The sequence below is a fragment of the Herminiimonas sp. genome (assembly GCF_030645555.1).
Lineage (GTDB): Bacteria > Pseudomonadota > Gammaproteobacteria > Burkholderiales > Burkholderiaceae_D > Oxalicibacterium.
The window spans coordinates 1-23,570 of sequence record NZ_JAUSME010000212.1 but is presented as its reverse complement, the minus strand read 5'-3'; the positions used below and the strand labels follow the sequence as shown (position 1 = coordinate 23,570).

Annotated in this window: 24 protein-coding genes; 11 read left to right on the top strand and 13 right to left on the bottom strand. The window is 56.5% G+C overall.

Features of this window, described 5'->3' with window-relative positions; genetic code table 11:
- The 3 genes from Q7T06_RS08315 to Q7T06_RS08305 form a co-directional block, all read left to right on the top strand.
- Positions 1-529 (top strand): response regulator transcription factor (locus tag Q7T06_RS08315; protein ID WP_304783309.1); only part of this gene is annotated, 529 nt, incomplete at its 5' end.
- Complete coding sequence (locus tag Q7T06_RS08310) at positions 516-1,745, top strand: HAMP domain-containing sensor histidine kinase (RefSeq protein ID WP_304783306.1); 1,230 nt, start codon at positions 516-518, stop codon at positions 1,743-1,745. The genes Q7T06_RS08315 and Q7T06_RS08310, both read left to right, overlap by 14 nt.
- Before the next feature lie 278 nt (positions 1,746-2,023).
- Positions 2,024-2,737 (top strand): TerC family protein, encoded by a 714-nt coding sequence (locus Q7T06_RS08305; RefSeq protein ID WP_304783303.1) that lies wholly within the window; start codon positions 2,024-2,026, stop codon positions 2,735-2,737.
- A gap of 145 nt (positions 2,738-2,882) precedes the next feature.
- On the opposite strand, the gene Q7T06_RS08300 is transcribed toward Q7T06_RS08305, so the two are convergent.
- Complete coding sequence (locus tag Q7T06_RS08300; RefSeq protein WP_304783298.1) at positions 2,883-3,302, bottom strand: hypothetical protein; 420 nt, start codon at positions 3,300-3,302, stop codon at positions 2,883-2,885.
- Between the two features lie 157 nt (positions 3,303-3,459).
- Here Q7T06_RS08300 and Q7T06_RS08295 point away from each other — a divergent pair, with 157 nt between their 5' ends.
- On the top strand, positions 3,460-3,921 hold the full coding sequence (locus Q7T06_RS08295; protein WP_304783295.1) for a ProQ/FINO family protein: 462 nt from the start codon (positions 3,460-3,462) through the stop codon (positions 3,919-3,921).
- A gap of 45 nt (positions 3,922-3,966) precedes the next feature.
- On the opposite strand, the gene Q7T06_RS08290 is transcribed toward Q7T06_RS08295, so the two are convergent.
- The 4 genes from Q7T06_RS08290 to Q7T06_RS08275 form a co-directional block, all read right to left on the bottom strand.
- On the bottom strand, positions 3,967-4,761 hold the full coding sequence (locus Q7T06_RS08290) for a sulfite exporter TauE/SafE family protein (RefSeq protein WP_304783292.1): 795 nt from the start codon (positions 4,759-4,761) through the stop codon (positions 3,967-3,969).
- 159 nt (positions 4,762-4,920) lie between these two features.
- Positions 4,921-7,056 (bottom strand): GspE/PulE family protein, encoded by a 2,136-nt coding sequence (locus Q7T06_RS08285; RefSeq protein ID WP_304783289.1) that lies wholly within the window; start codon positions 7,054-7,056, stop codon positions 4,921-4,923.
- 195 nt (positions 7,057-7,251) lie between these two features.
- Entirely contained in the window at positions 7,252-7,707 is a 456-nt protein-coding gene (locus Q7T06_RS08280; protein WP_304783285.1) for a nucleoside deaminase, read from the bottom strand.
- A 116-nt stretch (positions 7,708-7,823) separates the two neighbouring features.
- Positions 7,824-8,360, bottom strand: a complete 537-nt coding sequence (locus Q7T06_RS08275; protein ID WP_304783281.1) for a flavin reductase family protein — start codon at positions 8,358-8,360, stop codon at positions 7,824-7,826.
- A 335-nt stretch (positions 8,361-8,695) separates the two neighbouring features.
- Between Q7T06_RS08275 and Q7T06_RS08270 the strand changes: the two genes are divergently transcribed.
- The gene (locus tag Q7T06_RS08270; RefSeq protein ID WP_304783277.1) at positions 8,696-9,949 is read left to right on the top strand and encodes an MFS transporter; all 1,254 of its coding nucleotides are present in this window, start codon (positions 8,696-8,698) and stop codon (positions 9,947-9,949) included.
- Between the two features lie 10 nt (positions 9,950-9,959).
- On the opposite strand, the gene Q7T06_RS08265 is transcribed toward Q7T06_RS08270, so the two are convergent.
- The gene (locus Q7T06_RS08265) at positions 9,960-10,580 is read right to left on the bottom strand and encodes a PhaM family polyhydroxyalkanoate granule multifunctional regulatory protein (RefSeq protein ID WP_304783274.1); all 621 of its coding nucleotides are present in this window, start codon (positions 10,578-10,580) and stop codon (positions 9,960-9,962) included.
- Between the two features lie 168 nt (positions 10,581-10,748).
- On the opposite strand from Q7T06_RS08265, the gene Q7T06_RS08260 reads away from it, so the two are divergent.
- From Q7T06_RS08260 to queC, 3 genes are all read left to right on the top strand, one after another.
- On the top strand, positions 10,749-11,837 hold the full coding sequence (locus Q7T06_RS08260) for a DUF3108 domain-containing protein (RefSeq protein WP_304783271.1): 1,089 nt from the start codon (positions 10,749-10,751) through the stop codon (positions 11,835-11,837).
- A gap of 36 nt (positions 11,838-11,873) precedes the next feature.
- Positions 11,874-12,629 (top strand): DUF3108 domain-containing protein, encoded by a 756-nt coding sequence (locus Q7T06_RS08255; RefSeq protein WP_304783268.1) that lies wholly within the window; start codon positions 11,874-11,876, stop codon positions 12,627-12,629.
- A 111-nt stretch (positions 12,630-12,740) separates the two neighbouring features.
- Positions 12,741-13,442 (top strand): 7-cyano-7-deazaguanine synthase QueC, encoded by a 702-nt coding sequence (queC, locus tag Q7T06_RS08250; protein ID WP_304783265.1) that lies wholly within the window; start codon positions 12,741-12,743, stop codon positions 13,440-13,442.
- Positions 13,443-13,534: 92 nt separating this feature from the next.
- On the opposite strand, the gene Q7T06_RS08245 is transcribed toward queC, so the two are convergent.
- A complete protein-coding gene (locus Q7T06_RS08245) occupies positions 13,535-14,035 on the bottom strand; it encodes a hypothetical protein (protein ID WP_304783261.1) in 501 nt (166 codons plus the stop codon).
- Positions 14,036-14,303: 268 nt separating this feature from the next.
- On the opposite strand from Q7T06_RS08245, the gene Q7T06_RS08240 reads away from it, so the two are divergent.
- Together Q7T06_RS08240 and Q7T06_RS08235 are read left to right on the top strand one after the other, a co-directional pair.
- Entirely contained in the window at positions 14,304-14,936 is a 633-nt protein-coding gene (locus tag Q7T06_RS08240) for a phosphatidylcholine/phosphatidylserine synthase (protein WP_304783258.1), read from the top strand.
- 602 nt (positions 14,937-15,538) lie between these two features.
- Positions 15,539-16,672, top strand: a complete 1,134-nt coding sequence (locus Q7T06_RS08235; protein ID WP_304783255.1) for an ABC transporter substrate-binding protein — start codon at positions 15,539-15,541, stop codon at positions 16,670-16,672.
- A gap of 39 nt (positions 16,673-16,711) precedes the next feature.
- On the opposite strand, the gene Q7T06_RS08230 is transcribed toward Q7T06_RS08235, so the two are convergent.
- The 3 genes from Q7T06_RS08230 to Q7T06_RS08220 form a co-directional block, all read right to left on the bottom strand.
- Positions 16,712-17,956 (bottom strand): multifunctional CCA addition/repair protein, encoded by a 1,245-nt coding sequence (locus tag Q7T06_RS08230; protein WP_304783252.1) that lies wholly within the window; start codon positions 17,954-17,956, stop codon positions 16,712-16,714.
- Positions 17,957-18,005: 49 nt separating this feature from the next.
- Positions 18,006-18,719 carry a glutathione S-transferase family protein gene (locus Q7T06_RS08225; RefSeq protein ID WP_304783249.1) on the bottom strand — a complete coding sequence of 238 codons (714 nt, stop codon included), beginning with the start codon at positions 18,717-18,719 and terminating at the stop codon, positions 18,006-18,008.
- Between the two features lie 75 nt (positions 18,720-18,794).
- Positions 18,795-20,744, bottom strand: a complete 1,950-nt coding sequence (locus tag Q7T06_RS08220) for a lytic transglycosylase domain-containing protein (RefSeq protein WP_304783245.1) — start codon at positions 20,742-20,744, stop codon at positions 18,795-18,797.
- A 92-nt stretch (positions 20,745-20,836) separates the two neighbouring features.
- On the opposite strand from Q7T06_RS08220, the gene Q7T06_RS08215 reads away from it, so the two are divergent.
- Complete coding sequence (locus Q7T06_RS08215; protein WP_304783243.1) at positions 20,837-21,385, top strand: 5-formyltetrahydrofolate cyclo-ligase; 549 nt, start codon at positions 20,837-20,839, stop codon at positions 21,383-21,385.
- Positions 21,386-21,448: 63 nt separating this feature from the next.
- Here the strand turns inward: Q7T06_RS08215 and metF are convergent, their stop codons facing one another.
- The 3 genes from metF to Q7T06_RS08200 all read right to left on the bottom strand — a co-directional run.
- Entirely contained in the window at positions 21,449-22,300 is an 852-nt protein-coding gene (gene metF, locus Q7T06_RS08210; RefSeq protein ID WP_304783239.1) for a methylenetetrahydrofolate reductase [NAD(P)H], read from the bottom strand.
- Positions 22,297-22,641 (bottom strand): phage holin family protein, encoded by a 345-nt coding sequence (locus Q7T06_RS08205; RefSeq protein ID WP_304783236.1) that lies wholly within the window; start codon positions 22,639-22,641, stop codon positions 22,297-22,299. Before Q7T06_RS08205 ends, metF begins: the two co-directional genes overlap by 4 nt.
- Before the next feature lie 113 nt (positions 22,642-22,754).
- Positions 22,755-23,570 (bottom strand): adenosylhomocysteinase (locus tag Q7T06_RS08200; protein ID WP_304783233.1); only part of this gene is annotated, 816 nt, incomplete at its 5' end.

The following is a 23,570-nucleotide window of genomic DNA, read 5'->3' as shown; positions in this document are numbered from 1 at the left end:
GCCCGGCATCGACGGACTGACCCTGTGCCGCAAGATGCGCGACGAATTGCAGAACGATACGCCAGTGCTGATGCTGACCGCGCGCGATACGCTGGACGACAAGGTCGCCGGCTTTGACAGCGGCGCCGACGATTATCTGGTCAAGCCGTTTTCATTGCTGGAAGTCGAAGTCCGGCTGAAGGCGCTGGTGCGCCGCGCGCGCGGCAAGAACCAGGGCACCAATTTCCTGAGCGTCGGCGACCTGGTGTTTGATACCTCTACCTATCAAGTCAAACGGGCCGGCCTGCCGATTTCACTGACCAAGACAGGATTCAAGATCCTGACCTGCCTGATGAAGGAAGCACCCAAGGTCGTCTCGCGGGAAACGCTGGAACTTGAAGTATGGGGCGATCATCCACCCGACAGCGATGCCTTGCGCACGCACATACACGCACTGCGGCAGGCGCTGGACAAAGCCCATCCGTTTGCCATGCTGCGCACGGTTCAGGGCATAGGCTACCGTCTGGTAGGCTCGGATGAAACGGCCTAGTTCGCTGCGGCGACGCATCGTTGTCGCCTATCTTTTTTTCGCGCTGGCAGTCTGCACTTTCCTCGGCATCGTGGCAGCCGTTGCCATTGAAGGAACGGAAGATTTGCTGGTCGATGAACATTTGCGCAGCATCGCCACATGGGCATCACCGCGCCACGCGGTCGGCATGCCGGTGGAAATGCCATCCGACGTCAGTTTTTATCACAGCGATTCCATCCCATCCGAATTGCGCGACTTGCCACCCGGCGTCGCAAAAAAAACCTTCGAAGGACAAACGGTACACCTGCTGGTCGGGGAAGACGACGCCGGCACCTATGTGGTGGTTGATCGGGCCAGCGATTATAAAAACATCGAACATGTGATTTACGCCATGCTGATGGCCGGGTTTCTCGGCTTCGTTGCCCTGTCGCTGTTTCTCGGCAGCTTTATCGCGCGCGGCTTTGTCGATCCCATCGTCGAACTGGCGGCGGCAGTCATGGATAAAAGCAGCAACGCCGAATTGCCGCTTATGGGCAGCCAGGATGAACTGGGCGTACTGGCACGATCGTTCGCCGCACACAGCACCGAGCTCAAGCAATTCCTGGCGCGCGAACGCTTCTTTACCGGCGATGTCAGCCATGAGTTGCGCACGCCCTTGACCGTCATCATAGGCGCAGCGGAATTGATGGTCGCGCAAACTGCGGAGCAGCCGGCACTGCATGCACCGGCCCAACGCATACTGCGCGCCGCACTTGAGGCGACTGACTGTGTCGCTATCCTGCTGTTGCTGGCGCGCGCGCCGGACAAGATCAATCGACCGCAAACCTCGGTTACCAGCGTGATACGCGAAGAAATCGCGCGCTGCAAACATTTCCTGGAAGGAAAACCCGTCGTTCTGGATTTCGAAGAAGGTGAAGATTTTCTGGTGGCAGCCCCGAAGGAATTACTCACGGCAGCCATCGGCAACCTGATACGCAACGCCTGCCAATATACGGAACAAGGTTACGTCACCGTGAAAATGGGAGCGCACTCAGTCATCGTCGAAGATAGCGGGCCTGGCGTGCCGGAACCGATACAGGCGCGCCTGCAAAACCGGGCCTCGTCCCAGCCCTTGATAGGCTCTGCCGGCACCGGCCTGGGCCTCGCTCTGGTCGTGCGGATTTGCGAATATCTGGGCGCAAAATTAAACGTAGGAAATAATCCCGAAATTGGTAGTAATTTCCGAATTGATTTTTAGATAACTTTAACGAAATTTTAACGTATTTTTCACATCTAATTAAGTTCCTCAGCGCTAATCTGCGGCTGCACATCGCAGTTACGTAGCCTAGGCAATCCAAGCACTCCAGCGTTTTTTTGTGTTGGCTTTGCCTACCGCCACAGGCATTCCGTTTCAAGCGAAATGTCACGCACGTTAACAGGTAGTGGCCAAAAAGGATTTTTCAGGTTTTTCTGATAATCGACAACAACATGGTCGAAATCCGACCGCCACGTTAATTTAATACACTTGAGGAAGACATGGACTTATTAGCAACCCCGGCATTTTGGGCCGCACTCGGCAACATCATCCTGATCAACATCGTGCTGTCCGGCGATAACGCAGTGGTCATCGCACTGGCGGCAAAATCGCTGCCACCTAAACAAAAGAAAATGGCCGTCATCTGGGGTAGCGCAGCAGCAATTATCCTGCGTATTGTCCTGACTATTTTCGCACTGCAATTATTGACACTGCCTTACCTGAAACTGATCGGCGCAGTCTTGCTGTTTTACATCGGCGTGCAATTGCTGGCTGAAGATGGTGGCGAAGAAAACATAGAAGGCCATTCCAACCTGTGGGGTGCCATCAAGACCATATTGATCGCCGATCTGGTCATGAGTCTCGATAACGTGCTCGGCGTTGCTGCGGCAGCCAATGGCAGCGTTGTATTGCTGGTCATCGGCTTGGCCATCAGCGTTCCACTGATCGTATTCGGTAGCGCACTGGTACTGAAATTGATGGAAAGATTCCCTATCATCATCACCCTGGGCGCTGCCTTGCTGGGTTACCTGGCTGGCGAAATGCTGTTCTCGGACGTATCCGTCACACCATGGATAGAAGCCAACATCCCGCATCACGAACTGTCCCTGTTCGGCCATGGCCACATGAGCATTCCAGGCCTGGTTCTGGCTGCAGGTGTTGTGATAGTTGGCACTTACATGGGCAAACGTCACCACAAAGCTGCGGCGGCGTAATACGAAGGTCGATCACTGATTGCTGATCGATACTAGTTGCACCAATTTGAAGGGCGAACCAGCATGGCTGGTTCGCCCTTTTTTACGCCCTTTTTATACTTGCTTGAGCTTCCAAGCATGCCGGCCACCGCCATACATGATGGTGCTAGTGTCGCTTGAACTTGTGCTTGAGGTTGAAACTGTGATCAAGCACCAGTCTGGTGCTGGCAATCAGGCTGCTCAATCCCAGCACCAGTTGCGTTAACCGGTCTCCCGGCAAGGCCCAGATTTGCGTAGCCGGCACATCGACTTGCGTCGCCGCAGCGATCAGCGGCGTGACCCACTCCGCCTCGGGCGTGACATCCAGCAGCACATCGCCTTCCGACGTCGTATGCATGAAAATATCGCCGCCCTCACCCAGGCTGAAACAAATCCCCCAGCCGCTGGCCTTGCTGCTGTTGATTAATTGCTGGATGGCGCGATTTTGATGATCTATCCACGCCTCCACATCGTAGGTGGTTTTTAAAACTATCCATGGCCGCTCAACCGGCTCATCCTGATTTTTTTCGCCTTCTTCGTGCATCATTACATCTCGTCGTTGAATAAGTGATTCATGGCCATACTGTACACGCTGCGACGACATCCTTCGTCTTACAGCGCGATAAAAAGCGGGCAATTGCTGGCAATGAGGCGCCATCGTGATATCCTGCGGACCCTAGATCACCATTGCTTGACTGCTGTTCATGACGACTACTGAAGCCACTCCAAACCCATTTCAATCCGCGCGCATCCTGCTCAAGGAACTCCAGGAAAAATTCACCGTGTTTGGCGAGTTCCTGCCATTGGCAATCGGCATAGACAAGCAATTGATCGCGCAAAGCCCGGACGTCAGCCGCAAGGCGCTGCGTACCGCGCTCGGCATACACACGAATTCACTGCGCTATCTGAAGGGTATGGAAAAAGCCACCGTGCGTTTCAATCTGGATGGCTCGAACGCAGATGAAGTCACCGACGTGCATCGCGCCCATGCGACCACGACGCTGAAAGAACGCTTTAAAAAGAATGCAGAACAGCGCAAGGCGCAACGCCAGGTCGAAGAAACCCAGCGCAAGGCTGAGGCAGCACAAAAACAGGTGGCAGAAGCAGAGCTGCAGCGCGCTGAAAAACTGAGCCAGCTGGCAGAAAAGTTTTCACGCAAAAACTGATCGACCAGGTCGCAGGCCTGAACCAGGCCTGCGATATGCAATAGCTTACCAATACGTCCACAGCATCTTGGCTGCCAGCACGTACAGCAGGCCGGCAAAGATGCGCTTCAAGGTCTGCACCGGCAATCGATGCGCCCAGCGCGCGCCTATAGGCGCGGTAAACACACTGCCGCACACTATGCCTGCCACCGCGATCAGCGAAACAAAGCCGGCCGTATACTCAGGCAAGCCCGGCACGCTCCAACCCGAAATGATGTAACCAATAGTGCCGACGATGGCCAGTGGTATCCCCATCAAGGCACCGGTCCCTATGGTTTTCCTCATCGGCACGCCGCACCACAGCATGAAGGGGATCGTCAGGAAGGCACCGCCGGCAGATACCAATCCGCTGATCACGCCTATCACCAGCCCAACGCAAAACAATGGCCCGGCAGACGGCAGCGGGCGCGCCGATTTCGGTTTTTTATTCAGCATGATTTGCGTCGCGCCGAAGAACACAATGACGGCAAAGCTCAAGGCCAGATGCCGCTGCGGTATCCAGGCTGAAACCGAAGTGGCGAGCAGGCTGCCGACCACCAAACCCGGTGTCATCCGCTTGAAGATGCTGAAGTCGACGCCATCGAACTTCAGATGTTCGCGCACGCTGGAACCGGATGTGAATGCGATCGATGCCATGCATGTCGCCAGCGCCATGTGCACCACGTGATCAGGTGCAAAATGCTGTGCCGCAAACAAGGCTGCGATCACCGGCACCAGCGTCATGCCGCCGCCTATCCCCAGCAAACCCGCCAAAATACCGACGACTGCGCCCGCCACCACATAAGAGAAGAACCAGATCATCGTCGCCCCCCGATGACTGCCACTACGTTTAATACCCTTATCACCATCGCCTGCATCCTATCGACCTCGTTTTTCTTGCTCAAATTATCAAGTGCCGCGCACTTCCAGTACCCACCCTGCACCCGCTGGAATACCGATCGAATTTACCTCATATGAACTTCATAGTTCATGACCGCCCATCGCACGGATCACCTTTGCAATATCCTGTACCGCCACCGGTTTTTGCATCAGGCGCTTGCCCATGCGCAAGCGGAGTTGATCTGACAGTATGATGGACTCCGCCGGCATCAGTAACACGACCGGGATACCGCTCCAGGCAAAATCAGCCCGCATCATTTTCAAATTCTCGATGATGTCCATATCGTTACCTTCAAGATCCACCAGCATCACGCCTATGTTCGGGTGAAACTTGTGTAACCCCCCCAGATAATCAAAATCCATCGCTTTACCTACAGGCCGCATGCCGGCGAATGCTGCGCGGAATCCGCTGCCGGCCAGGGCCTGATTCAGATCAGTCGCCAAGGCAAGATTCCTGCCCAGCACCACCACCCCGATTTCTTCATCGCTGCGCGCCGATAGCGCCAGGTCACTGATATCGCTCTCGCCCCACCCCATGTTCTTGTAATGTCTTGCCAGGACCTGCCAGAAGCCGCTGCCCAGGGTGCGGCCAGCTTCTTCAGCCGAGGTAAGACCGGAGATCACGAAATCCCTCAGCTGGAGTTCCATACCCAAATCATCCGGATTGCCGGCTTCACTGCGAGGCTGGTCGGCTACCCACAACTCCGCCGGAGGGTTCCCGCCGAGCAGTTGGGCGCGCTCATCCGGACTAGGGCGATAAATCTCCACGATGGGTATAACGCCCAGGTAACCGGTAAACAGGCAGGCTGCGCACCCTGCGGCGCGCTTGGCGGGCGCTTCATAAGTTATATCAAAGAATAACTGCTCTGCCTGCGTGTACGGCAGCGTGACTGGATGGCTGCAGTGAGGGCAAAACCTGCGCACCAGACGCTGCGCCACCACGGCCTTGAGAATTTCTCCCAGCACTGGTGCGGAAAGCCCCAGATCCATCAGGCGCGGTACTGCAAAGCGCGCACTGGCAGAATGCAGGGTCGAGAGTACGAGGTGGCCGGTGAGTGCAGCCCGCGCCGCTGCCTGGGCAGTTTCCTCATCGCGGATTTCTCCGACCAGCAGGATGTCCGGATCCTGTCGCAACTGGGCGCGCATCGCGCTGGCAAAAGTCATGCCCTGTTCATGGCTGATGCTCACTTGTGACAAGCCGGGAACATCATATTCCACCGGGTCCTCCAGGGTAGCAATCGAGCGCGTCATGTTGTTTAGTGATGACATCATGCCGTACAGTGCGGTGGTCTTGCCACAGCCTGTAGGACCCACGAACAGGATCAGGCCCGAGTCCAGCCGGGCCAGTCGACGCAGGGTTTGAATACGCACCGGTGAGTAACCCAGCTTGTTCAGCGAAAACACCTTGCTCTGGTCCAGCAGACGCACTACCAGTCGTTCGCCATGGGTATTGGGCACGGTGGATAGCCGCAAGTCGACCCGGCGTCCGAGCAGGAACACGCTGGCGTGGCCATCGTGCGGATGCAGCGCATTGCTGATATCCATCCCACCCACCCCTTTGAAGTGACGGACCAGTTGCTCTCCCAGCGCCTTGGGCAAGGTAGTCAGGCGCACCAGCACCCCATCCACGCGCAGTCGCACGAGGTAGCCCCCCAGATAAGGCTGAAAATGAATATCAGACGCCCGCTGCTCCAGGGCCTTGCGCAACAGCTGATGCGCAAAGTGGATCGCCGGATCGAGCTTTGCATCTTCTTCAGGCGGCGCATCCAATTGAATCGAGTGTTCAGCCTCGCGGTTTGCTATGGCCGCGTAAGTACGCGCGACTGCCTGCTCCACCCATTGCGGCGACTGGATTTCCAGTACGATATGATGGTTGGCAGCGCGGTGAAGTTGATCCAGCGCAGCGTCATCCGTTGGATCGCTGGTAGCGATGTGCAAGGTGTTACCTTCCAGAGCAAGGGGTAACACGTTGAATTGCATCGCCAGGCGAAATGGCAGCAGGCTGGCAGGATTGGTTTCCTGCGTGCGCAGCCTCGCGACAGGCAAATTGAAATGCGCAGCAACAGGTTTAACCAGCTCATCAGGCGAAATCCCGACTACGCGCGCCACGAGTTCCCAGGCATCCATGATTGCTTCCGGCAAGGTCGCCGGCAAGAGCTTCCCGTTACCGGGCTGCAGGTTTTCGGCGATCTCTTTCAGCCATTCATGTGTTGTCATCGGTCCCCATCTGATCGCAAAAGCTTGATTATATTGCCACCATTACAGAATGGCATATTATCGATAAGCGCTGCAAGACAACTTGGATCCTGACTTCATGCAGCATATTGATAATCGGGGGAATTCGCTTAATAGCTGAAAATGCGTGTGAGCTAACACGGCCGCCGCCAGCTTGACGGCAGTTGAACCACCCGCTTATTCCTGCCCGATATCTTCATTCCATACGGCAGGATTGCTGCGTATGTAATCGGCCAGCATGTGTACGCATTCCTGCGATCCGAGATCGATGACTTCGACCCCGTTTTCGCGCAGCCACTCCAGCCCGCCCGCAAAGTTAAGCGACTCTCCGACGACGACCGTCCCGATCTGGAATTGACGGACCAGCCCACAGCAATACCAGCAAGGCGCCAGCGTCGTCACCATCACCGTGTCGCGGTAACTCTTTTGCCGCCCTGCCTTGCGGAAGGCATCGGTCTCGGCATGTACCGATGGATCATTTTCCTGAACCCGGCGATTGTGCCCGGAGCCGAGAAGTTCGCCGCTGCGTTTGAAGAGTGCTGCACCGATAGGTATCCCGCCCTCCGACAAACCCAGGCGGGCTTCATCGACGGCGGTTTGCAGCATCGCCTGGTAATCAGGGGCTTGGGGCATGCTCACTCTCCCTTGCAAATGTGAAGGTCCGACATCGACTAAATTTTAGATGCTTCAAAATAGGACACCGATGCCGGCTCAGCTTTAATGCCTGCTTTAATTCTCACGGCGCACTGCTATCTCATCCTGGAGCGCAGCTTGATGGTTGCTCCTGCCACCATGAAGTTGCCGTACCCCAGGTGATGTATGGTCTGCGGATGCTTGATCGCAGTATCTACCCATGCCTGCACGACCTCAAGTACAAAGAAACCGTACTTGACCACCATGCCCGTATCGACAACGCGGCATTCAAGGCTGGCATAGCATTCATCTATCAGCGGAGCAGCTACGTATTTTGCTGGGCTTTTCGTAAGCCCGAATTTCTTGAACTTGTCCAGCTTCAGGCCACTGGCATTGCCGCAACTCACGACCTTCTTGGCGATATCCACAGTCGGGATATTGATGACGCATTCGCCGGACGCTTCCAGCAAGCCATATGAATAATTACGATTGCTGATGACGCAGCCGACCAGCGGCGGCTCGAACTCAAGCATCGAATGCCAAGACATCGTCATGACGTTCGCCTGCACAGCACTGGCAGTCGTCAGCAAGACCACCGGCCCCGGTTCAAGCAGCGCATAGACCTTCGATAGTGGAAACGATTTTTTTGCCATGGTTAATTGACGACGATGATCCTTGCTCTATGCCCAGGCTTCCTTCTGGCTGCAACGCCAAGCAAGCTGGCGGCCATGAAAGCGTTCTGCAACTGGATAGCTATTGCATCACTGATTACAGCGTCCTATCCGCAAAAGCGACGCGCCATCTCGTCAAACGATACACCCGCTTGCCCAGCTTGACTACCGCAGCATTATCCGCGCCGCCAACGCCATCGACTGAAAACCGCTAGACTGGCGGATACAGGTCTATGCGGCCGTCCGGACAGATTTTTTGTTGCGCGACGATCAGCAAGCTTGATTTATCCATCAACATCCCAACCGGCAGACCATCTTTGCACTCCCCTTCATCCCCTCCCGTCATCAGGAATGAATTCCTGTTTTTGCTCGCGCTGGCCGGCATACAGTTCACGCACATCCTGGATTTCATGATCATGATGCCACTGGGTCCGCAATTGACACGGGTCTTGCAGATAGATACGCACCAGTTTGGTTTATTGCTGTCCTCATATACGTTTACCGCCGCCATTTCGAGCTTGCTCGCCGCCACGTATATCGATCGTTTTGACCGGCGCAAGTTGATGCTGGCGCTGTATGCCTTGTTCATCATCGCGACGCTTTGTTGCGGCCTGGCGCCGAATTATCCATCCCTGTTGATTGCACGGGCGCTGGCTGGCGCGTTCGGTGGCATTCTGGGCGCGCTGGTGCAGACCATGGTGGCAGACGTGGTGCCATTCGAGCGACGCGGCAAGGCTCTCGGCATGGTGATGGCAGCATTTTCCATTTCTACAGTGGCGGGCGTACCGCTCGGTTTGCTGCTGGCTACGTATTTGCCTGCGCTGGGCTGGCGCGCACCGTTCTTTTTCATCGTGCTGCTGGCAACTGTATTCTGGCTTATTTCATATCGCCTGTTACCCAGCCTGACCACCCACCTGGGCGCCAAACGAATTGGCAATATCTTCCAGCAAATTTATGTAGTAGCCAAGGAGCCTGCTCACTTGAGCGCATTTGCATTTATTTCCTTGCTGATGATGGCTGGCTTTACCGTGATCCCGTTTATCCCACTCTATCTGACGACTAATGTCGGCATGCCGGAATCATTCATCACGGTGATCTATCTGTGCGGCGGTGCGGCGACCTTCTTCACATCGCAATTGATAGGCCGGATGGCGGACAAGCATGGCAAGCTAAAAGTGTTTCGGCGCGTGGCGCTGGCATCCTTCATCCCGCTGCTGATCACAACGCATCTGGTGCCGGTTGCATGGTGGCTGGTGCTGATTAATTCGACACTGTTTTTCATACTCGTGCCAGGCCGCATGGTGCCGGGCATGGCGATGGTCAGCGCAGTGCCGGCGCCGCATGTGCGCGGCACCTTCATGAGCCTGGTGTCTTCGGTGCAGATGCTGTCGTCCGGACTGGCGGCGCTGCTGGCAGGCTGGCTCATTACCCGCACGCCTGCTGGACAGATAGCGCATTACGACACGGTGGGCTATATCGCGGTTGGCTGCGGGGCGCTCACGCTGTGGGTCGCACAGTATTTGCGCGTGGCGTCGGCCCAGCCTGCCGCGCCAGAAAAACCGGCGGCTTGAAACAAGTCTCTTAGGGCTTGCCGGACGGCGCGCTTTTTTTACGCGGCTTTGCGCCTGATTTGGCGGCAGTTTTTTTCGCTGCCGCAGATGGCGCCCGGGCAGCGCGCGCGGCCGGTTTTTCTTTTTTCGGTGCTGCCGGTTTTTCTTCCGCCATCACGCTGCTGACAGCTTGATTGAATTGCGCCTGCAGCATATTCCACCAGGCTTCGGGCGTACCGGCCGCTGCAGTTGCCAGCAAAGGATCTGCTGCGGAGGCCGGCTTCTGTGCAAAAGCCGCTGCTGAAGCATGGGGTGCCGCAGCAGCATCCGCCTTGTTCGGCGCCGTATTGGCGCCCTGCGGCATGTCGGCACCGAATGTCTGCCCCATTGCATGCAAGGTAGAGAGTGTTGCGCTCTGCACTTCCAGCGCCTGTATCGTGCCACGCAACATGTTCATGTTCACGTTCAACCACGATTCGACTGCCTTCAGGTCGGCTATCTGCTTGTTGATTTCTTCCACCGAAAGCGTAGGCATGACCATGCCGGGTATGCCGGTCGGCGCCTGCATGCCGCCCCACATGTTCTTGACGAATTCCAGCGTATCGGCCATGGCATCGAAGCCGGGAAGATTGGGCATGTTGGGTTGTGTCACGATGAACCTCCGAAACGATGCATGGCAAAAACAGCACAGAAAAAATCAGGCGGGGCAAAGCAGCATCGCCAGCGGTTCAAGCTTAGCAGAGAATGATTTGATGCCCGCGTTTTCTATCGATGTGATGCCGGCGCACTCAAGTCCGGGCCTTGCGTTTACACTGTCAGCATGACGATGGATTCCCGCCCAGCCGAACACCGCCCCTGCCGCTCGCGCATATCCTTGCGCTGGCTATGCGTGCTGATCGCGTCGGCACTCCTGCACCTGCTGGTGATCAACTGGAGCAGCGGATACCTGGGCCTCCCTGCCATGCATGCGCCGGAAAACCCGACCGTAAGCGTCGCCATACTGGAAGCGCCACCGCTACCCAAACCCGTCATCAAGGCCGCCGTCCAGCCACCCAAACGCCATGCGCGCCCGGCACCACCGCGCATGGCAGCCCCGTCTGCGCCATCATCTGCCGTTGCCAGTATCGAAGCGGCGACGACGGATACGCAGACAGGCGATGTCGCCGGCAGTGACCTGGCAGCAGATGCCGGACCCGCAACGCCAGATGCGGCAGCACTGGCGGACGATCAAGCCGCCGTGCGCTACAACATCGATTTGCCGCCGTCAGCCGATTTGAAATACGACGTACAGAAAATCCCCAGGGATGGCGCGCCCATGTATGGCAGCGGCACCATACGCTGGCACACGGATGGCAGCAGATACACCGTGGATGGCGACTTTGGCGTGCTCTTCATTACCGCCTTGCGCTTTCAGAGCGCCGGCACGCTAGAAGACACCGGCATAGTGCCGGAGCTGTATAGCGAAAAACGCTTCCGCAAGGCGGAAACCAATACCCATTTCCATCGCGAGCGCAATACGATCAGTTTTTCATCCTCCGAGCTAACGTATCCACGCACAGGCGGCGAACAGGATAGGGCCAGCATCATTTGGCAACTGGCCGGCATAGGGCGCGGAGATAGCGAAAAATTTGTACCCGGCACCAGCATCAAGCTGTTCGTGGCCGGCACCCGCAATGCAGAAACCTGGCAAATCATGATCATCGGCCAGGAAGAAATCACCATCGACGGCAACACCACGCGCGCATGGCATGTCGCGCGCGCGCCGCGTAGCGGCTCTTACGATCAGAAACTGGATATCTGGCTTGCACCTGAACAGTCCTGGTATCCGGTACGATTGCGGTATACGGAACCGAATGGCGATTACCTCGACATGTCGCTGACCAGCCTGAACGTTTCTCCCACGCCCTAGTCTGATATTTTCAACCACTTACAATTTGGTAAACCCATGAAACGTATTCTTCCCCGCTATTTTTCCAGCCTGCTGCTTGCATGCGCAGTGAGCGCAGCGCATGGCGCTGCCTTCGCGCAAACGCCGGCGCCAGCGGCCATTAACCCGCCGCCTTCCGCCCAGCTGGACTATACGATAGTGGCAAATCAGCGCGGCCTGCCGCTGCACGGCACCGCAGTACTACAGTGGGAAAACAGCAAGGATCACTATTCGATCAGCACTGAAACACGCGCCATGCTGCTGGGGAAAATCCTGGAAGCAAAAAGCACAGGCGCGATCGATGCCTCCGGCCTCGCACCGCACACATCAACCGAGAAACGCTTCCGCAAGAATCCCACGACCGCCACGTTTAATCGCGAAGCGCGCACCATCACCTTCAGCGCATCCGACGTCAGCTACGCCATCAAGGGCGGCGAACAGGATCGCAACAGCGTCATATGGCAATTGGCGACGATGGCACGCAGCACACCGAAGAAATTCAAGCAGGGTGCCACCATCCCGATGGTCGTGGCCGGGCAAAAAGATGTGGATCCATGGGCATTCAAAATCGGCAAGCCTGAAACCATCAAGACGGCCCTGGGCAGCATCAAGACAGTGAAAATCAGCAAGCTCATCAAGGATGGCGGCAAGGAACAGAAAATCGATATCTGGTTTGCACCGGCGATGGAATGGTATCCGGTACGGCTGCGCTTTACCGAGCCGGAAGGCGACTTCATAGAACAGACAGTGGCCAAGGTCACGCCGCAATCCTGATAGAAAAATCGCGATGCCGATACTGCTCACATTGCTGCGCATATAATTCTGCCCTGCGACGGCATGCAGCGACCCTGAATGCCGTCACCAATTTTGTTCACCAAGGACCACATGAATTCTGCAGATAGCGCACTGGTACTCTTCAGCGGCGGCCAAGATTCCACTACCTGTTTGGCATGGGCGCTAGCACGGTATGACAGGGTGGAAACCATAGGCTTCGACTATGGCCAGCGTCATGCGATCGAGTTGACGGTGCGTCCATCGATCTTGCATGCCTTGCGCACCATGTCGCCGGCATCGGATCGCCGGCTGGGCGAAGATCACATGATAGATCTGTCGCTCCTTGCAAAAATTTCCGATACTGCACTGACCAGCAATGTCGAAATAGCGATGCTGGAAAACGGCCTGCCCAACACCTTCGTTCCCGGCCGCAATCTGCTATTCATGACAGTCGCGGCTACCGTGGCGTATCGCCGCGGCTTGAACGTGCTGGTCGGCGGCATGTGCGAAACCGATTTTTCCGGTTACCCGGATTGCCGCGACGATACGATGAAAGCCTTGCAGGTCACGCTCAATCTGGGCATGGCGACGCGCCTCAAGGTCGAAACACCATTGATGTGGATAGACAAGGCAGCCACATGGAAAATGGCGCAGGATCTGGGCGGAACGGCCTTGCTTGATTTGATACGCAGCGGAACGCACACCTGCTATCTCGGCGAGCGCGGTACCTTGCATGATTGGGGCTATGGTTGCGGGAAATGTCCTGCGTGCGAATTGCGGGCACGCGGATATGCAGGCTTCATGGGACGGTAAAACTGGCGCCCGTCTTGTCAGGAACAAGCAAGGTAATCGCTCAGTACGCCAGGAGCTTCACTGGCGCACCTCCGCAAGACGCTCAGACAATATCAATTGCCCGGGCTTGGTGCATACCTGCGCTCATGCATGCGTTCATGCATGGGCATAGGCATAGGCTGGTACTCTGATCCAGGCGCTGCCGGTGCTGCTGGCGGCGCAACGATGGTGGTCGTGGTTTCACGATAGACGCCGCCACTTTCCACGCTGCCCGACACCGTACCACCACCGGTTACGCGCCGCACACAATCCGGACGGTCTGCCACCGGCAATGCATTGCAGCGCGTTACCGCGTTCTGCTCGTACGAAGTCGTACCACCATTCAAATTACCGCGTCTGGCTTCCCCACGCGCAGCGGCAGCTTCCTTCAAGCAAGTCTCGCGATCCTGATGGGACTGGCCACTCAGACAGGCTGCGCGTTCTTGCTGATAGGTACTGGCGCTGGCATCTGCGGCAAACGCAGCGCCCGGAGCAAATGACACGCCGGCTGCAAGGAGTGACAAACCCAGCACGTATTTTCTTGCATTGCAAATTGAGCCTTGAGCAAATAGCATATCGGTCTCCATAGAGGGAAATAAAAAAACAGTCTGCAGTGAGCCTGCATGCTTGTATGTACGCTAACCGGCTTATGCAGCAGTGAAATTATATTGCCGCAACATGCAAAATAAATGCTATTTTTCAGCCATCGTGACTATGACTGTTTTTCCACACGACACTGGAAACGATGCGATACTTGCCGGCCAGAGATCTTAAGCTGTCGAGCAAGAAAACTGCCGATACTACTGGCAGTCTGTCCCAACATTATTCAAAAGAGAGTAGGCAATGCGCTCACCCAACCAGCCTCGCAAACATTTTTCCATGTTGCGCGGCTTTCATCTCGCTGATTTCTTTACGCTCGGCAATGCTGCCTGCGGTGTCGCCGCGGTGTTTTTTGCGATGCTGTACATGAGCAGCCACTCGCTCACGCATTTCTATGCAGCCGCTGCAATGGCACCGACCGCATTCATATTCGATGTCCTTGATGGCCGCATTGCACGCTGGCGTCGCCAGCATTCCGCGATGGGGCGGGAACTGGATTCGCTGGCCGATATCATTTCCTTCGGCCTGGCACCGGCAACGCTAGGCTTTGCGGCGGGCTTGACTGGCGTCTGGGATTGGGTCGCGATGATTTATTTCGTCTGCTGCGGCGTGAGCCGCCTGGCGCGCTACAACGTTACTGCAGAAACCTTGTCTGAAGGCGCCGATAAGGTCGCTTACTTCGAAGGCACGCCGATACCGACCAGCGTACTGATTACCGGCGTACTGGCATGGCTGGCATCGCAGGGCCTGACCGGCACCGCGATTTATGGCGATGTATGGATGCTGGGCCCGTGGGCCTTGCATCCGCTGGCATTGCTGTTCGTCTTGTCCGGCACGCTGATGATCAGCAAGACCCTGCATATCCCCAAACTGTAAACCCTGTTGCGAAAACCTGTCTCGCGCGCCCGACGCATTACAGGCGATACATCAGCGCAGCGAACACCACTGCGGCAGCCGATGCCGCAGTGACGGCATCCAGTAAATCCATCACTAACCTCCATCGACCGATGTGCTGTACTTCTGTCACTTAGACTATCTTCATGGCTGGCAGGTCAGATTACGCATCGCAGGCTGTCTTGCAAACGAAGGCTTTCGTCGATGCTTATGACGAATAGGCATATCGCGACGCAAATTCCAGCGCAATGATGGCCGCCCCGCTTGTTGACGTTGCATTTCCACAACCAACTGCGGGCATGGAATTGTCGCGCGACGCCATCTGCCGAAGACATGCTGGGGACAGGCTTCCCCCGCCCGCATAGCCACCACGACAGACGGGGAGCAGGCCTGCCGTCCCTTCCTTGTCGCGCACAACATTTCGATGCGCCCGGCTTTTTTGTGTTATCAGAAAAACACTTTCGATCAAAAACCATCGCCTGAAAAACCATTGCGGCAACCCCGACTATGGCATTCTGAGCCCTCATCACAATAATCGAGCCGAAAACGCAGCGCTGCGCAGATGGCCGCCCGGGGAGCACAACATGCTTGATTTTTTACGTACATTTATTGTCGGCTTGGTACTCATCCACTTCTCTTGCCACGTGTATGCAGAAGATGGCGTAACAGATAACAAGATAGTGATAGGCCAGACGGTCGGTCTGACAGGCACGATCGCGGCACCAGTAAAAGAAATGAATGAAGGCGCCAACGCCTATATCGCCAGCGTTAACAGCCGTGGTGGCGTCAACGGTCGCAAGATCGAATTACTCACGCTGGACGATAAATTCGATGCCAAACTGGCGGCCGTGAATGCCGAGTTGCTGATCAAGAAAGAACATGTATTTGCCTTGTTCCAGAATCGCGGCACGCCGCTCACGGAAGCCATTACGCCCATATTGAGCGCCAACAAAATCCCTCTGATTGCACCCAGCACCGGCGCCACCGTGTTTCATGCACCGGTCCATCCGCTGCTGTTCAATGTGCGCGCAAAGTATCAGGATGAAGTAAGAAAAGGGGTGGAGCATTTCACGACTATCGGCGCCACCAAAATAGGTTTGCTGCATGTAGACGATAGCTTTGGCAAGGATGGTCTGGCCGGTTTCGTCAGCGCGATGAATGAGCGCAGCATGATACCTGCCACCATTACCTCCTTCCCGCGCGTCAAGCCGGATTATGCTGCGACGGCCGATGCGATCGTCAAGGCCAACCCGAATGCCTTGATCATCGTCAGCTCTTCTGCCAACACGGTAGCCGTCATCAAGGCGATACGCGAAAAAGGCAGCATGGTGCAGATCATGACGCTGTCGAACAATTCATCGCAATCGTTCGTGCAGGACCTGGGAGCTGCAGGCACCGGCATCATCGTGTCGCAAATCACGCCGGCGCCCAATTCGATGACGACTGGGCTGGGCAAGGAATTCATGGCCATTGCAAAAGCCAGCAACACCACCGTATCGTACGCGGCGATGGAAGGCTTTGTCGCGGCCAAGGTACTGGTCGAAGGCTTGAAACGCGCAGGCCGCAACCTGACCCGCGAGGGTTTCGTGCGCGCACTTGAATCGATGCAGAAATTTGATCTTGGCGGCTTGATGATCAGCTATACGGCGAACGATCACACCGGCAGCGAATTTGTCGAACTGACGATGATCAGCAAGGATGGACGCTTCATCCGTTAATTGCATCCGCTGAAAACCGGACGCGACTCACGGATACGATCAGTCGCCAGCCTGCGCCCCGGCTATTGCAGCCGCCACCGCCTGTATACGCGCCTCGCGTATCGCCAGCGGAATGCGTGCAGGCTGATCCGGATAACGCTGCTGCGTTGCCCCCGCGACGACACCGCCACTGACTGTTTGTGCGGCAGCCAATGCCGATTGCAGATAAGCGGCTTGCGGAAACGGGGTATCGGCAAAGCCGGGACGGCCGCGATGGTCGCACTCCACTGCACGCAGCATGTCGATGAAGCGTTGCGGTTTGCGCAGCGCATCACAACGCTCGAACAAACTCACGATGGTCGCAGCGCGCAATTCCAGCGCGCGACCGATATTGCCATGCTCGCGCGCCGTCATCAAGGCCAGGTCGCGACACTCATTCGGTATCTTCAGGCGCTTGCACACTGCAGCAACCAGCTGCTCGCCATGCATTTCATGCCCATGATGACGCGGCCATAGTTCGGGCGGGGTCAGCCCCTTGCCGAGATCGTGCAACAGCGCGGCGCAGCGTATCGGCAAGCTGTGAGCCTGTTGCGCGGCGCAATCGAGCACCAGCATCACATGCACGCCGGTATCGATTTCCGGATGATACTGCTCCGGTTGCGGCACACCCCACAGCACATCCAGCTCCGGCAGTATCCGGTTCAATGCAGCGCAGTTGCGCAAGACCTCAAACATCCGCGATGGCCTGACCTCCATCAAGCCGCGCGCCAGTTCCTGCCACACGCGCTCCGGCACCAGCGCATCGACCTCACCTGCCTGCACCATGGCCTGCATCAATGCATTGGTTTCTGGCGCCACCGAAAATTGCGGAAAGCGCGCAGCAAAGCGTGCCAGCCGCAGGATGCGCACCGGATCCTCGGCAAAGGTAGGCGATACATGGCGAAAAATTCTTTGTTCGATATCCCGCCGTCCGCCAAACGGATCGACGATGGTTCCATCGGCATCCTTGGCCATCGCATTGATGGTCAGGTCGCGCCGGATCAAATCCTCTTCCAGCGTCACTTCTGCATCGGTATGGAACACGAAGCCCTTGTAACCGGGCGCCGTCTTGCGCTCGGTACGCGCCAGCGCGTATTCGTCGTGCGTAACAGGATGGAGGAAAACCGGGAAATCCTTGCCGACCGGCGTATAGCCCTGCGCGACCATTTGCGCCGGAGTCGCGCCGACCACCACATAATCGCGATCCTTGACCGGCACGCCGAGCAATTCATCGCGCACCGCGCCGCCGACTATATAGGTTTTCATTTCAGGAAAAATTCTGTCTGCATGGATCTATCGGCTCAGTCCGCGTCGCTCATTCAGGATATACGTCGTATTTTTCTATGCGGTCGGTTTCCGCCAGCGCGCCGCTGATCCATTGCGCCACGGCAGGATGCGCGGCCACGCGTTCGACATAGGCATCGAGTGCAGGACCCAGCACCACTTCATAGGTACGAAAACGCATCACGACGGGTGCAAAGTAGGCATCGGCAATCGAGAATTCGCCGAACAGGAATTTGCTCGGACCGGATAGTGCGAAGCAGGTTTCCCATATCTCGCTGATGCGGCCAATGTCGGCCTGCGCATCTATCGTGCGTCCCTTGCCGGGAAACCTGGCGCGTATATTCATCCACATCGCCGAGCGCACGCCGGTAAAGCCGGAATGCATTTCCGCGCATATCGCACGTGCCATCGCACGCGCCGCCACATCTTCCGGCCACATTTTCTTTTCGGGAAACTGTTCAGCCAGATATTCGCAAATGGCCAGCGAATCCCAGACCGTCGTCTCGCCTGCGATCAGTATCGGCACGCGTCCGGCCGCTGAATAATGCGCAATCTGCGCCGTGGTATCCGCGCGCGCCAGCAGCAAGGAGATTTCCTGGAACGGGATATTGAATGCCGTCATCGCAACCCATGGACGCATCGACCACGAAGAGTAATTCTTGTTGGCGATTACCAGCTTCAAACCGTTTTTTTCAGCGTGGTCCAGCGCTTGCGTAAGGGCAGAATCGAGTTCCGTGGTTTGCATACATCCCGTCGAGAAAAAAATATTCCATGGCTGATGACGTTACGGCGTGCAACTGATGCCGCAAGGCTCCATTTGTTACGGCAATTCAGTCGGCACAAAAGAGGCTGGCGCAACACTGCCCAGGCGCGCCTTCAGCGATTGCGGCTTGCCTTCAAACATCGCCGCATAATAAGTCGCGTTCGATAATACTTTTTTCACGTAATCGCGGGTTTCCGAAAACGGGATCGACTCGGCAAAGATCGCACCTTCGACCTGCCGCGTCAATGTCGAGCGCCAGGCGCGCGGGCGCCCCGGGCCGGCATTGTAGGCTGCGGTTGCCATCGCCTGCGAACCTTCCAGATCGCTCAACACCATGTTCAGATAACTGGTGCCGAGCAGGATATTGGTTTCAATTTCATTGACCTGGTTATGCGTGAAATCATTCAAGCCGATTTTCTTTGCGACATAGCGTGCAGTCGCCGGCATCAATTGCATCAAGCCCGATGCGCCTACGTGCGAGCGCGCATTCATGATGAAACGCGATTCCTGGCGGATCAAGCCATAGACCCAGGCCATTTCCATCCCCTGTCTTTGCGTGGTGGCGCGCATGATGTCGCGATACGGCGTAGGGAAGCGCTGCGTGAAATCGAATTCGGTTTTGGTGCGATCCGAGGTATTGACCATGCGATCTAGCACCTCGCTGCGACGGGCAAATTCAGCCGCGGCCAGCAGCTGCCGGTCCGTCATCTTGCGCAATTCCCAGTTCCATTCGCGATATCCTTCAAAGCGCATATCCAGATCAAAAAACTTGAAGGCGCGCCGGAAGCCGGCGTTGCTGCTCATGGCGGCAATTTCTTCTTCGGTGGCAGCGGCAGCGCGTGGCGGGATGGTGATTTTCTGCCCCAGCTCTTCGAGCGCCAGCTGGCCATAGAAACTGGTTTGCGGCGCGATGGACTGGAAGCGCGCATTGGCCAGATCCGTCTTGCCCTCTTCGCGCAAGGCACGCGCGAGCCAGTAGGTCCATGTCGCGTCGTCGCGCAGCGATGCCGGCATCGCTTCTATGCCGGCCTTCACCAGCTTCCAGTCGCCTGCGCGCAAGGCGGCGCGCACTTTCCATTGATGGCCTTCCAGCGACAGCGGCGCGTTGCCGGCCTTCCGCCAGTACTCAGGCGCTTCCGGCGCCAGCTTCATCGAAGCCTGCAAGGCGATCTGCGCCCAGCCCAGCGCTTCCTGCTTCTTGTTCAGCAGCAGGGTGTTGTGCGACAGTACATCGGCAGCCTGTGCCGGATTGCTTTTGGCGATGCGCCCGAGCGCAACCACAAAGACTTCATGCCGAACGCGGCGGAAACCGACGCCGCGCGCAATGATCAAGGCCGGTTTTTCCATCGCGGTGACCAGCGAGCCGTCGTCTATGCCCGACAGGGGCACAAAACGGCGTACATAATCTGTCGAACCGGTTTCTGCCGCGAGCCGGATTTGCGCCCACAGATCGTCGGTATCGAATTGATGCACCTGCAACAGCGTCGTCACCAGTGCCACGCAGCCTTCGCCAAAATCCTTCGGCACATTGAGCAGTGCGCGCGTTTCGTCGGCGACATGGACGCCCTTCAACGCCTTCCACATCAAGGCATAGCATTTCAATTGCGTGTCATCGTTCAACTGGAATTGCGGATATTGCTCATCGAACGTGACCCAGTCGCGCCGACGGCCAAGCTCAAGCAGCCAGTCGTTGCGCAGGCGATCGGCAATCGCGGTGCCGTTATAGCGCGTCAGGAACGCCAGTATCTCGGTCGCAGGTGCATCCTTGATGCGCGGCTTCAACTGATAATATTCAACGTAGGACGGAATAGGATAGTCGCGCAGATTGGCGGCGATCTCGCCGGCTGTCGCTACATCGTTGCGCCGCGACGCATTGCGCAAGGTCAGAAAAATATCGTCATCGGCCGCAAAGCCGGGCACGCGTTTTTGCGCATGGGCTGCCGGCAGCAAGAGCACTGCAGAAACTGCAAGCAATAATATTCGAACAAATAATCTATGCGAAAACATGAATTCCGTGACCCTTTTTTTGATCCTGCTTATACTCGACAACAACCATAACTAGAATAGCACGCGCTTACCTCGAACTCATGACCGCATCCATGCAAAACAAAGCTGAATTACGCGCCACATTACTCGCATTGCGCAGTGCGATCACGGCCGATCAGCGCCCGCTGTACGATCACCAGATTGCCATAAAGATACTGGAATGGTGGGCGGTCGCACGCACACCCACGCTGGGCGTGTATTGGCCGATGCGCGGCGAACCGGATCTGCAAGGCATCTATGCAGTGCTGGTCGCGCAGGGCGTGCAACTGGCTTTGCCTGTGGTTGTGAGTGACGATGCACCGTTAAAGTTCGTGGCCTGGACGCCTGGCGATCCCCTGACCAGCGACAGGTTCGGCTCTGCAATTCCTGCGAGGTCAGAGCCCGAACTGCAACCGCAAGCCTTGCTGATACCCTGCGTCGGCTTCAGCCGGGAGCGATTCAGGCTCGGTTATGGCGGCGGTTTTTATGACCGTACGCTGGCATTGGCGCCGCGGCCCTACAGCATAGGTGTCGCCTATGCGATAACGGAAACCACCTTTGCGGCAGATCCGTATGACATCGCGCTGGACGTGGTGATGACGGAAGAACAAACCTTGCCCTGATCAGGGGCAAAATACAGGCATAAAAAAACGCCGCATCAGCGGCGTTTTTTATGCTGCGTCTGATTACTTCTGCGACAGATTCAGGCGGCTCCAGATCGCATGCGTGGCAGCAGCCTGATTCAGCGTATAGAAATGCAGGCCCGGCGCGCCGCCAGCCAGCAAGCGCTCGCACAGGTCGGTGACGACATCGAGCCCGAATGCACGTATCGAATCGGCATCGTCGTTATAGCTGGCCAGCTTGAGGCGTATCCAGCGCGGGATTTCCGCGCCGCACATATCGGAGAAGCGCATCAGTTGCGTATAGTTGGTGATAGGCATCACGCCTGCAGTCACCGGCACATCGGCACCAGCCTTGCGTACGTCGTCGACAAACCGGAAATAAGCATCAGCATTGTAGAAATACTGGGTGATCGCCGAATCGGCGCCGGCCTTGACCTTGCGCACAAAATTGGCGACATCATCCTGCGGCGACCTGGCTTGCGGATGCATTTCCGGGTAGGCAGCAACTTCGATATGGAACCAGTCGCCGGTTTCGGCGCGTATGAATTCGACCAGTTCATTGGCGTGATGAAATTCGCTGGACGACATATCCATCGCGCCGTAGCCGCTGGGCAGATCGCCGCGCAAGGCAACGATGCGCTTGATGCCGTGCGATTTGAATTCATTCAAGATCGCACGCAAGCTGTCGCGCGAACTGCCCAGGCAGGACAGGTGCGGCGCCGCTTCGTGCCCGGCATTGCGTATCTCGAGTACCGTATCCAGTGTGCCATGCTGTGTCGAACCACCCGCGCCGAACGTGACTGAAAAATATTTCGGGTTCAGTTCGGCCAGCCTGGCACAGGTCACGCGCAGCTTTTCCACGCCGACCGCTGTCTTGGGTGGAAAAAACTCTATGCTGAAATTCTGTTGTTTCATTTTGCTTGTAGTAATAGTGCGGACAATATCCACGAAATGATGCTGTACAGGATAGCCCCGCCCATGGCCGACCAGAAACCGGCGACATGAAATCCATCCACCAGTTGCGCCGCCGCCCAGAACATCAAGGCATTGATCACCAGGATAAACAAACCCAGCGTCAGCAACGTGACCGGGAGCGTCAGCAATACCAGTACAGGACGTATCAGGGTATTGACCAGGCCCAGCACCAGCGCACCTATGATGGCTGCGCCTGCGCTATCGACCCGTATCGACGTCATCAGGAAAGGAAGCGCAAACAAAGCCGCTGCATTGATCGCCCAGATTAACAATAAGTACATGATTTCTCCGTCTCTCAAAAAGAACATCAGGAAATCGTCGCCCCATCGCCTGTGAGGGATGGAGCGACTCTGGCAACCGCAATGAAACGACTGCTACTGCAATGACTTAGTGCTTAGTAACGATAGTGCTCAGGCTTGTACGGACCGACTTTTTGCACACCGATGTAATCGGCTTGTTCATCGGTCAAAGTCGTCAATTGCGCATTGAGTTTTCTCAATTGCAGCAGCGCGACTTTTTCATCCAGGTGCTTAGGCAAGGTGTAGACGCCGACTGGATAATTTTTCGTGTTTGCATACAATTCGATCTGCGCTATCGTTTGATTGGCAAATGAAGAACTCATCACGTACGAAGGATGGCCAGTACCGCAACCGAGGTTGACCAGGCGGCCTTCAGCCAGCAGGATGATGCGCTTGCCGTCCGGGACGATCACGTGATCGACTTGCGGCTTGATGTTGTCCCACTCGTACTGTTTCAATGCAGCGACTTCGATTTCATTGTCGAAGTGACCGATGTTGCAGACGATAGCCTGATCCTTCATCTTCTTCATGTGCTCATGCGTGATCACATGATAGTTGCCGGTACAGGTCACGAAAATATCGCCGTGTGCGACTGCGTAATCCATAGTCACGACGCGATAACCTTCCATCGCTGCCTGCAATGCACAGATAGGATCGATTTCGGTGACCCAGACTTGTGCCGACAGGGCACGCATCGCCTGTGCCGAACCTTTGCCCACGTCGCCGTAACCGGCGATGACTGCGACTTTGCCGGCGATCATCACGTCGGTTGCGCGCTTGATGCCATCGACCAGCGATTCGCGGCAGCCGTACAGATTGTCGAACTTGGATTTGGTGACGGAATCGTTGACGTTGATCGCCGGGAAAGCCAGCTTGCCTTCCTTGTGCATCTGGTACAGGCGATGCACGCC

What these genes read in the sequence shown, in the direction of transcription:
- Q7T06_RS08305 (WP_304783303.1), top strand. Translation starts at nt 2,024, where the DNA reads ATGGACTTATTAGCAACCCCGGCATTTTGGGCCGCACTCGGCAACATC.
- Q7T06_RS08215 (WP_304783243.1), top strand. Translation starts at nt 20,837, where the DNA reads ATGCAAAACAAAGCTGAATTACGCGCCACATTACTCGCATTGCGCAGT.
- queC (WP_304783265.1), top strand. Translation starts at nt 12,741, where the DNA reads ATGAATTCTGCAGATAGCGCACTGGTACTCTTCAGCGGCGGCCAAGAT.
- Q7T06_RS08240 (WP_304783258.1), top strand. Translation starts at nt 14,304, where the DNA reads ATGCGCTCACCCAACCAGCCTCGCAAACATTTTTCCATGTTGCGCGGC.
- Q7T06_RS08220 (WP_304783245.1), bottom strand. Translation starts at nt 20,744, where the DNA reads ATGTTTTCGCATAGATTATTTGTTCGAATATTATTGCTTGCAGTTTCT.
- Q7T06_RS08205 (WP_304783236.1), bottom strand. Translation starts at nt 22,641, where the DNA reads ATGTACTTATTGTTAATCTGGGCGATCAATGCAGCGGCTTTGTTTGCG.
- Q7T06_RS08275 (WP_304783281.1), bottom strand. Translation starts at nt 8,360, where the DNA reads ATGGCAAAAAAATCGTTTCCACTATCGAAGGTCTATGCGCTGCTTGAA.
- Q7T06_RS08255 (WP_304783268.1), top strand. Translation starts at nt 11,874, where the DNA reads ATGAAACGTATTCTTCCCCGCTATTTTTCCAGCCTGCTGCTTGCATGC.
- Q7T06_RS08295 (WP_304783295.1), top strand. Translation starts at nt 3,460, where the DNA reads ATGACGACTACTGAAGCCACTCCAAACCCATTTCAATCCGCGCGCATC.
- Q7T06_RS08245 (WP_304783261.1), bottom strand. Translation starts at nt 14,035, where the DNA reads ATGCTATTTGCTCAAGGCTCAATTTGCAATGCAAGAAAATACGTGCTG.
- metF (WP_304783239.1), bottom strand. Translation starts at nt 22,300, where the DNA reads ATGAAACAACAGAATTTCAGCATAGAGTTTTTTCCACCCAAGACAGCG.
- Q7T06_RS08300 (WP_304783298.1), bottom strand. Translation starts at nt 3,302, where the DNA reads ATGATGCACGAAGAAGGCGAAAAAAATCAGGATGAGCCGGTTGAGCGG.
- Q7T06_RS08285 (WP_304783289.1), bottom strand. Translation starts at nt 7,056, where the DNA reads ATGACAACACATGAATGGCTGAAAGAGATCGCCGAAAACCTGCAGCCC.
- Q7T06_RS08235 (WP_304783255.1), top strand. Translation starts at nt 15,539, where the DNA reads ATGCTTGATTTTTTACGTACATTTATTGTCGGCTTGGTACTCATCCAC.
- Q7T06_RS08310 (WP_304783306.1), top strand. Translation starts at nt 516, where the DNA reads ATGAAACGGCCTAGTTCGCTGCGGCGACGCATCGTTGTCGCCTATCTT.
- Q7T06_RS08260 (WP_304783271.1), top strand. Translation starts at nt 10,749, where the DNA reads ATGACGATGGATTCCCGCCCAGCCGAACACCGCCCCTGCCGCTCGCGC.
- Q7T06_RS08225 (WP_304783249.1), bottom strand. Translation starts at nt 18,719, where the DNA reads ATGCAAACCACGGAACTCGATTCTGCCCTTACGCAAGCGCTGGACCAC.
- Q7T06_RS08280 (WP_304783285.1), bottom strand. Translation starts at nt 7,707, where the DNA reads ATGCCCCAAGCCCCTGATTACCAGGCGATGCTGCAAACCGCCGTCGAT.
- Q7T06_RS08290 (WP_304783292.1), bottom strand. Translation starts at nt 4,761, where the DNA reads ATGATCTGGTTCTTCTCTTATGTGGTGGCGGGCGCAGTCGTCGGTATT.
- Q7T06_RS08230 (WP_304783252.1), bottom strand. Translation starts at nt 17,956, where the DNA reads ATGAAAACCTATATAGTCGGCGGCGCGGTGCGCGATGAATTGCTCGGC.